The sequence below is a fragment of the uncultured Sphingomonas sp. genome (genome assembly GCF_964237155.1).
GTDB lineage: Bacteria > Pseudomonadota > Alphaproteobacteria > Sphingomonadales > Sphingomonadaceae > Sphingomonas.
This window is the reverse complement of record NZ_CAXSHH010000120.1, coordinates 1-5,022: the sequence shown is the minus strand read 5'-3', so window position 1 is coordinate 5,022 and position 5,022 is coordinate 1. Positions and strand designations below refer to the sequence as shown.

The 5,022-nt window shown below is 66.4% G+C and carries 4 protein-coding genes and 1 pseudogene; all 5 read right to left on the bottom strand.

Translation table 11 applies throughout. From position 1 onward, the window contains the following. Nucleotides 1–377 (bottom strand): annotated as a pseudogene (locus tag ACFE71_RS14830) (transposase); the annotation flags it as partial. Between the two features lie 219 nt (nucleotides 378–596). Beyond that, nucleotides 597–791 carry a hypothetical protein gene (locus tag ACFE71_RS14825; protein WP_375429534.1) on the bottom strand — a complete coding sequence of 65 codons (195 nt, stop codon included), beginning with the start codon at nucleotides 789–791 and terminating at the stop codon, nucleotides 597–599. A 317-nt stretch (nucleotides 792–1,108) separates the two neighbouring features. Next, the gene (locus ACFE71_RS14820; RefSeq protein WP_375429533.1) at nucleotides 1,109–2,359 is read right to left on the bottom strand and encodes a metallophosphoesterase; all 1,251 of its coding nucleotides are present in this window, start codon (nucleotides 2,357–2,359) and stop codon (nucleotides 1,109–1,111) included. After that, complete coding sequence (locus ACFE71_RS14815; RefSeq protein ID WP_375429532.1) at nucleotides 2,356–3,711, bottom strand: protein kinase; 1,356 nt, start codon at nucleotides 3,709–3,711, stop codon at nucleotides 2,356–2,358. The genes ACFE71_RS14820 and ACFE71_RS14815 overlap by 4 nt, the downstream gene beginning before the upstream one ends. 29 nt (nucleotides 3,712–3,740) lie before the next feature. Then, nucleotides 3,741–4,670, bottom strand: coding sequence for a vWA domain-containing protein (locus ACFE71_RS14810; protein WP_375429531.1), 930 nt, complete (start codon nucleotides 4,668–4,670; stop codon nucleotides 3,741–3,743). Nucleotides 4,671–5,022 lie beyond the last annotated feature (352 nt).

The following is a 5,022-nucleotide window of genomic DNA, read 5'->3' as shown; positions in this document are numbered from 1 at the left end:
GGCGCTCGCCACCGCGCTCGCGTTCTGGCTGTGAACGAGTCTGGAGCCTAGGAGCTCTCGTCGCAACCGGTCGATGCGGCGCCCGCGCCGCGCGGGGCTCAGAAGCTTCCCCGGGCGGCTTCCTGCGGGATGAGCTTGTCCAAGGTCAGGTCGAAGATCGCCCGGCGCAGCCGCAGGTCCTCCTTCTCCAGGTCCTTCATGCGTCGCGCCTGATCCGTCTTCAGGCCGCCATACTCCTTGCGCCACCGATAGTAGGTATGTTCGCTGACCGCGATGCGACGGCATGCCTCGGCGGTCGTGCGACCCTGGCCCAGCATGATCTCCACCTCACGCAGCTTGCCGATGATCTCCTCGGGCTTGTGCTTCCTCGCTGGCATTCGTCGTCCCTTCCGTGGTCCAGACTGTCATAGTCGATGGAACACCCTTAAAAGGGGCAGCTCAGTCAATTTGCTGGCTCAGAATAGTTCGTTGGCCTCTAGCCGCATCGACGCGAAAGCCGCCAATCATCCCAATTAGGTTCTTCGCGAGGTTGCAAGTCGAGTCTGTCGAAAAGGGGCAAGATCACGCGGGGGCCTGATCGCCCGCGTTTGTCGGCGCTAGATCAGTTGTAGGATCGCGCCGCCGAGAAGCAGCGGCCCGAGGATGAAGACGGCGAACGCCAGGGCCAGCAACAAGAGAATCATCTTCATGCAGCCGCCGCCGCGCGATCGACCATCCGGGTCCGGGCGCATACTCCTGATCCTGCCCGCACCGGATGCCGCGGTCAGAAGTTCGAGAAGCCTGCGTTCCATTGCCCTACGCTCGACGATTGGCTCGTCATCGCGAAACGGCACTGGATCAGGGTCATACGGCTCGATGGGGGCTCGTCGGGTGGGCGACCTCGAGGCAGGACCTGTCCGACGTGGCGGAAGGGCGGTGCGGACCGGTGGAGCGACGACAGCCACATCGCCGAAGCTGGCTCCGCACTGGGGACAACGCTCGCCGTCGAGCCAGACGCCCGGCTGGTGGTTCATGCAGAAGAACCGGACCTGCGCTTCGTGGCAGGCGTCGCATTCGCCCGGCGACGGCTGCGTGGTTCCGCAGTTCGAGCACCGAAGGACGACGCCGCTCACGATCCGATGTCCTCGCCGCACCCTCGCGCGACGGGTTCGGGAAATACCGCCGTGACGATCTCGGCGGGGATGTGGAGCCGGTGGACCTGCGGCAGCGCTCCCTCGACATGGCGCGCGAGCGTGGGTACCCGGACGTAAGGTCCAAACGACTCGCGCGGCAGACGACGCGAGAGCGCCACCGTCGTGAGCACCGGGTGCTCCCGGTAAGCGGGGTACGCGATGTAGCGTTCCTCGACGTGATCATGTCCGCGGACCATGTGCGTGACCGGCCGGCCCAGCCTCGTGCTCAGCTCGCGGAAGGCGGCGAAGTCCTCGTGGCCGAACTGGCTTCCGCGGGTGAACCGGTTCGGCATCTTGCGCCGGGCTGTCGGATGAGCGCGCGTCCAGGCGAAGTCCGAAAGGCACGCCGGATCGTTCCAGTCGCTCGTCTCGGCGAGCCGGGCGTGCAGGTCGGAGAGCGGGAAACCGGCATGGGCGACCAGCAGTCCGTCGGGGAGGAACAACGCCCGGGGCGCCTGGGCGAAGAACCGGACCGCCAACTTGCCCGCGCGCTCGATCCATTCATGCGCGAGGTTCGCGTTGAGGAAGTCCGCGAAGTCGCTTGGCGATACGCTCGAGGAAAACCGGTTGCCGTCGTACGACAGAGCCTCGTCATGATTGCCGACGACCACGCAGACGCGCTCGGGCGCTGCGAGGATCAGCTCGAACACGCGCAGGAGAACCTCGAGCCCCATGCCTTCGTCGTCGAAGAGGTCGCCGAGGAAGATGATTCGGGAAGGACCGTGCTCAAGCTCGGCAGGTCGTGCGTCTATCAACGCCAACGCAGCCTCGAGTGCCAGAAGGTCGCCGTGGAGATCCCCTATGATCCAGACCGGCACCTCGGGACTGAGGTCACATACCTGTATCGCGCGATCCGCCGCGTTGGCCCGGTCGGAGTCGAACAGTAACCCCGGCCCGTCCGCCCGGTCGAGCAGCGCCTCGAACGCCTCCACCGTGTCGCGCATCCGCGACCGTATGGCCCGGGGATCGACCGATCGGCGCACGGCGCGCCAGTCCAGGTTTTCGACCTCGACGACCGGAAGCATCGGAATGGTACGGGGCGTGTCGTTCGCCGGCTCCGACGGCTCGGGCGCGGCCGTCGAAGCCTCGCTCCCGGGCTGCGTTTCCGACGTGGGCGCGCGGGGCGTGATCGGATCGGGCACCGCCGCGTCCGGGGCCGCGACGGCCTGTTCAGGCTCGCCGGTCATGCCGCGCCCACGGTAAGTGGAAGCTTGGCGAGCCCCTTGGCCTCGTTGCCGACGGCGATGCGATCGCCCTGGCTGAGCACGCGCACCGACGTCAACGCGCGGCCGTTGACCAGCGTCTGGTTTGTCGTGACACCCGCACCCGTTAATGTCCAACGGCCGTCGGCGGCGCGTTCGACCACGCATTGCCGCTCATCCCAATAATCGGCCTCGGGGCCGAACTGGCGGACTAGCGCCTTGCCCAGCTCGGTTCGCACGCGGATGCTCAGCACCTTGCCGTCCGGTCCGGTCAGCCGCAGGGCGGCCGACGCCAGGGGCGCGCGCACGGGCGTCGCGACGGGAGCGGTAGCGGGAGCGGCGGGTCTCGGCGCGGGCTTCGCCGGCACCGGCGGCTTCACGGCCGGCATCGATGCGGCTGGCGCTTTCACGGAAGGTCCACGATCGCGGCCGCTCAGGACGGCCCGCAATTCGGCGGCCGTCGGACGCTTCGCTGGGTCGCGAGACAGGCACCGATGGAGCGTCGAACTCACATCCGCATTGTCGGCCGGCCACGGCATCGGTCCCAGCAGCGCCGGAGGACTCGCCTTATAGCCCTGAACCGATCGCGCATAGTCCGCCTGGTCCTCCGACCAGTAGGGATGCCGACCGGTCAGCAGTTCATGGAGGATCAGCCCGCAGGTGAAAACGTCGGACGCCAGGACGGGCACCGAGCCCCGGGTCAGATGCTCGGGCGAGCGGTAATTGTCGGTGCCGACATGGCCTTGATGGCCGTGCCAGGGAGGTCTGAGGTCGGCGAGCACCGAGAAGTCCATGTCGATCAGCTTGAGCTGGAACTCCGCCGCGATCGTGGGATCCTCGATCAGGTAGGCGTTGGCCGGCTTCAGGTCCGCATGGACGATCTTCACCTCGTGCAACGCCGCGACGCCCGCGACGAGGACCTTGGCCCAGGTGACGTGCCGCGCCCAGATGGCGGGATCGCTCGTGGGTGCTTTTCCGGTCAGGCGATGGCTGTCGCGTTCCTTGTCGAGCACCTGTTGCAGATCGGCCCCGTTCTCCACGAATTGATAGGCCTGGAAGTAGCATGGGCCGCCCCAGACCTCCTCAAAGGCGTCGATCTGGGCGACCGCGAAATTGTCGGCCTTGCCCCGGACGACCCGAGCGGACAGCTCCCGTTGATAGGCGACGAAATCCTTGTACCAGACCACGGTCGGCGCGGGCGACTTGTACTGTTTGAAGAACACCTTGCGACCGTCGGGCCCGACCGCCCCGTAAGAGATCGCCATCATGCCGGGGCCGAACACTTTCGTGATACGGTATCCCCGGATCCGGTCGCCCACCTTCAGCTTCTTGGCCATGTGGGGCCCTTAAGGCCGGGCTCGCCGCGTCAAAGCGCGACGGTCTCCGCCGAGCGCGAAACGCTGGCGGCGAGCTGCTTTAGCGTGTTGCGGAAATTGACGGGGTCCGAGGTGAACTTCGTGAGCGCCTCCTGCGCGTTCAGACCCTCGAACTCGACGACCTCCCATTCCGATTTGTCGATCTGGCTCAGGCGGTCATACCCCTCGAAGTTGGGTGCGAACACGCTGAGGATGATCCGGTTCGCCATGACCACGTTGGCGACGTCCTGGAGCGAGCCGCCCTTGGCCTCGGGAATGCTCATCGTCTCCTTGAAGGACGCGTCGGTGAAGACGACCACCACCCGCGCCGCGTCGCTCCGATACCTCCACTTGGTCGCCTCGACGGTCTGCGATCCCTTCGGGCTCGCCTCCATGGTGGCCACCTTGTATAGAACGTCGAGCAACGACTCGGGCTCGTCGCCGCCGCCGTTCGCACTCAGGCCCCCGAGCTGCGTCTTCAATGCCGCGGTGTCGCGCACGAACTCGTTGTCGATCATCCAGGGCAGACCCTCGGCCTCGGAACTCTCCAGGTCTCGGTAGCCTACGACCTTGGCGCGCCAGTCCTTCACGGGCGGCGCGTTGTTCGCGTCGCCGCCGCTGAGCGAACTGACGAACGTCTCGATATTCTGCCGGAGCGCGTCGATGCACGGAACCATGCTGCCGCTGACGTCGACCACGAACACGATGTCCGCGACGCCCTTGGTCTTTCCCCGAGCCTGCGGTGCCAGGGACGCGGCCGCGATGCCGGCGACGCCCTGGTCTCCGGGCAAGCTCTCCACCGGCGCCCCTTCCAAGGGCTCGGTGGATGGAACTGCCGCTCCTTCGGTCGCCGGATCGGTCGGAACCAAGGGGGAAGCCTCGGGCGCAAGGTCCTCGCCGGCGGTGGCCGGAACGGCGGTCGTATCCTCGGCGCTGCTCATGTTCATGCTCCGGTTTGTCTGACGACGGGTAGCCGATCTGGCGTTCCGCAGGTCAACGAGACCCGGTGCTCCAAGTTCCAAGGGGAAACCGGAACAAAAACCTATGGCTTAGCCTTGAGCCAGACGGCCACCGCGCGGGCGATCGATCGTACGGCAGCTTTCCGGCGAGGCTGCCACAGATCAAATCGGCCGAGATCGGGCGCTCAGCTGCCGCGTCCTGACCTTTAGCTGGATGTCGGCTTCACGCTGGTGGCCTCGACCCACAAGCCGCCATTCGCGGACGTTGTCCTTGCTCCGGACTTCGGACGCTCGTGGATGTTCATGCCAGTTGAAGGAACGCCGCCAAACGACC

Bases quoted from the DNA above. Each gene is read 5' to 3' on its own strand.
- ACFE71_RS14810 (WP_375429531.1), bottom strand. From the start codon at position 4,670: ATGAGCAGCGCCGAGGATACGACCGCCGTTCCGGCCACCGCCGGCGAG.
- ACFE71_RS14815 (WP_375429532.1), bottom strand. From the start codon at position 3,711: ATGGCCAAGAAGCTGAAGGTGGGCGACCGGATCCGGGGATACCGTATC.
- ACFE71_RS14825 (WP_375429534.1), bottom strand. From the start codon at position 791: ATGGAACGCAGGCTTCTCGAACTTCTGACCGCGGCATCCGGTGCGGGC.
- ACFE71_RS14820 (WP_375429533.1), bottom strand. From the start codon at position 2,359: ATGACCGGCGAGCCTGAACAGGCCGTCGCGGCCCCGGACGCGGCGGTG.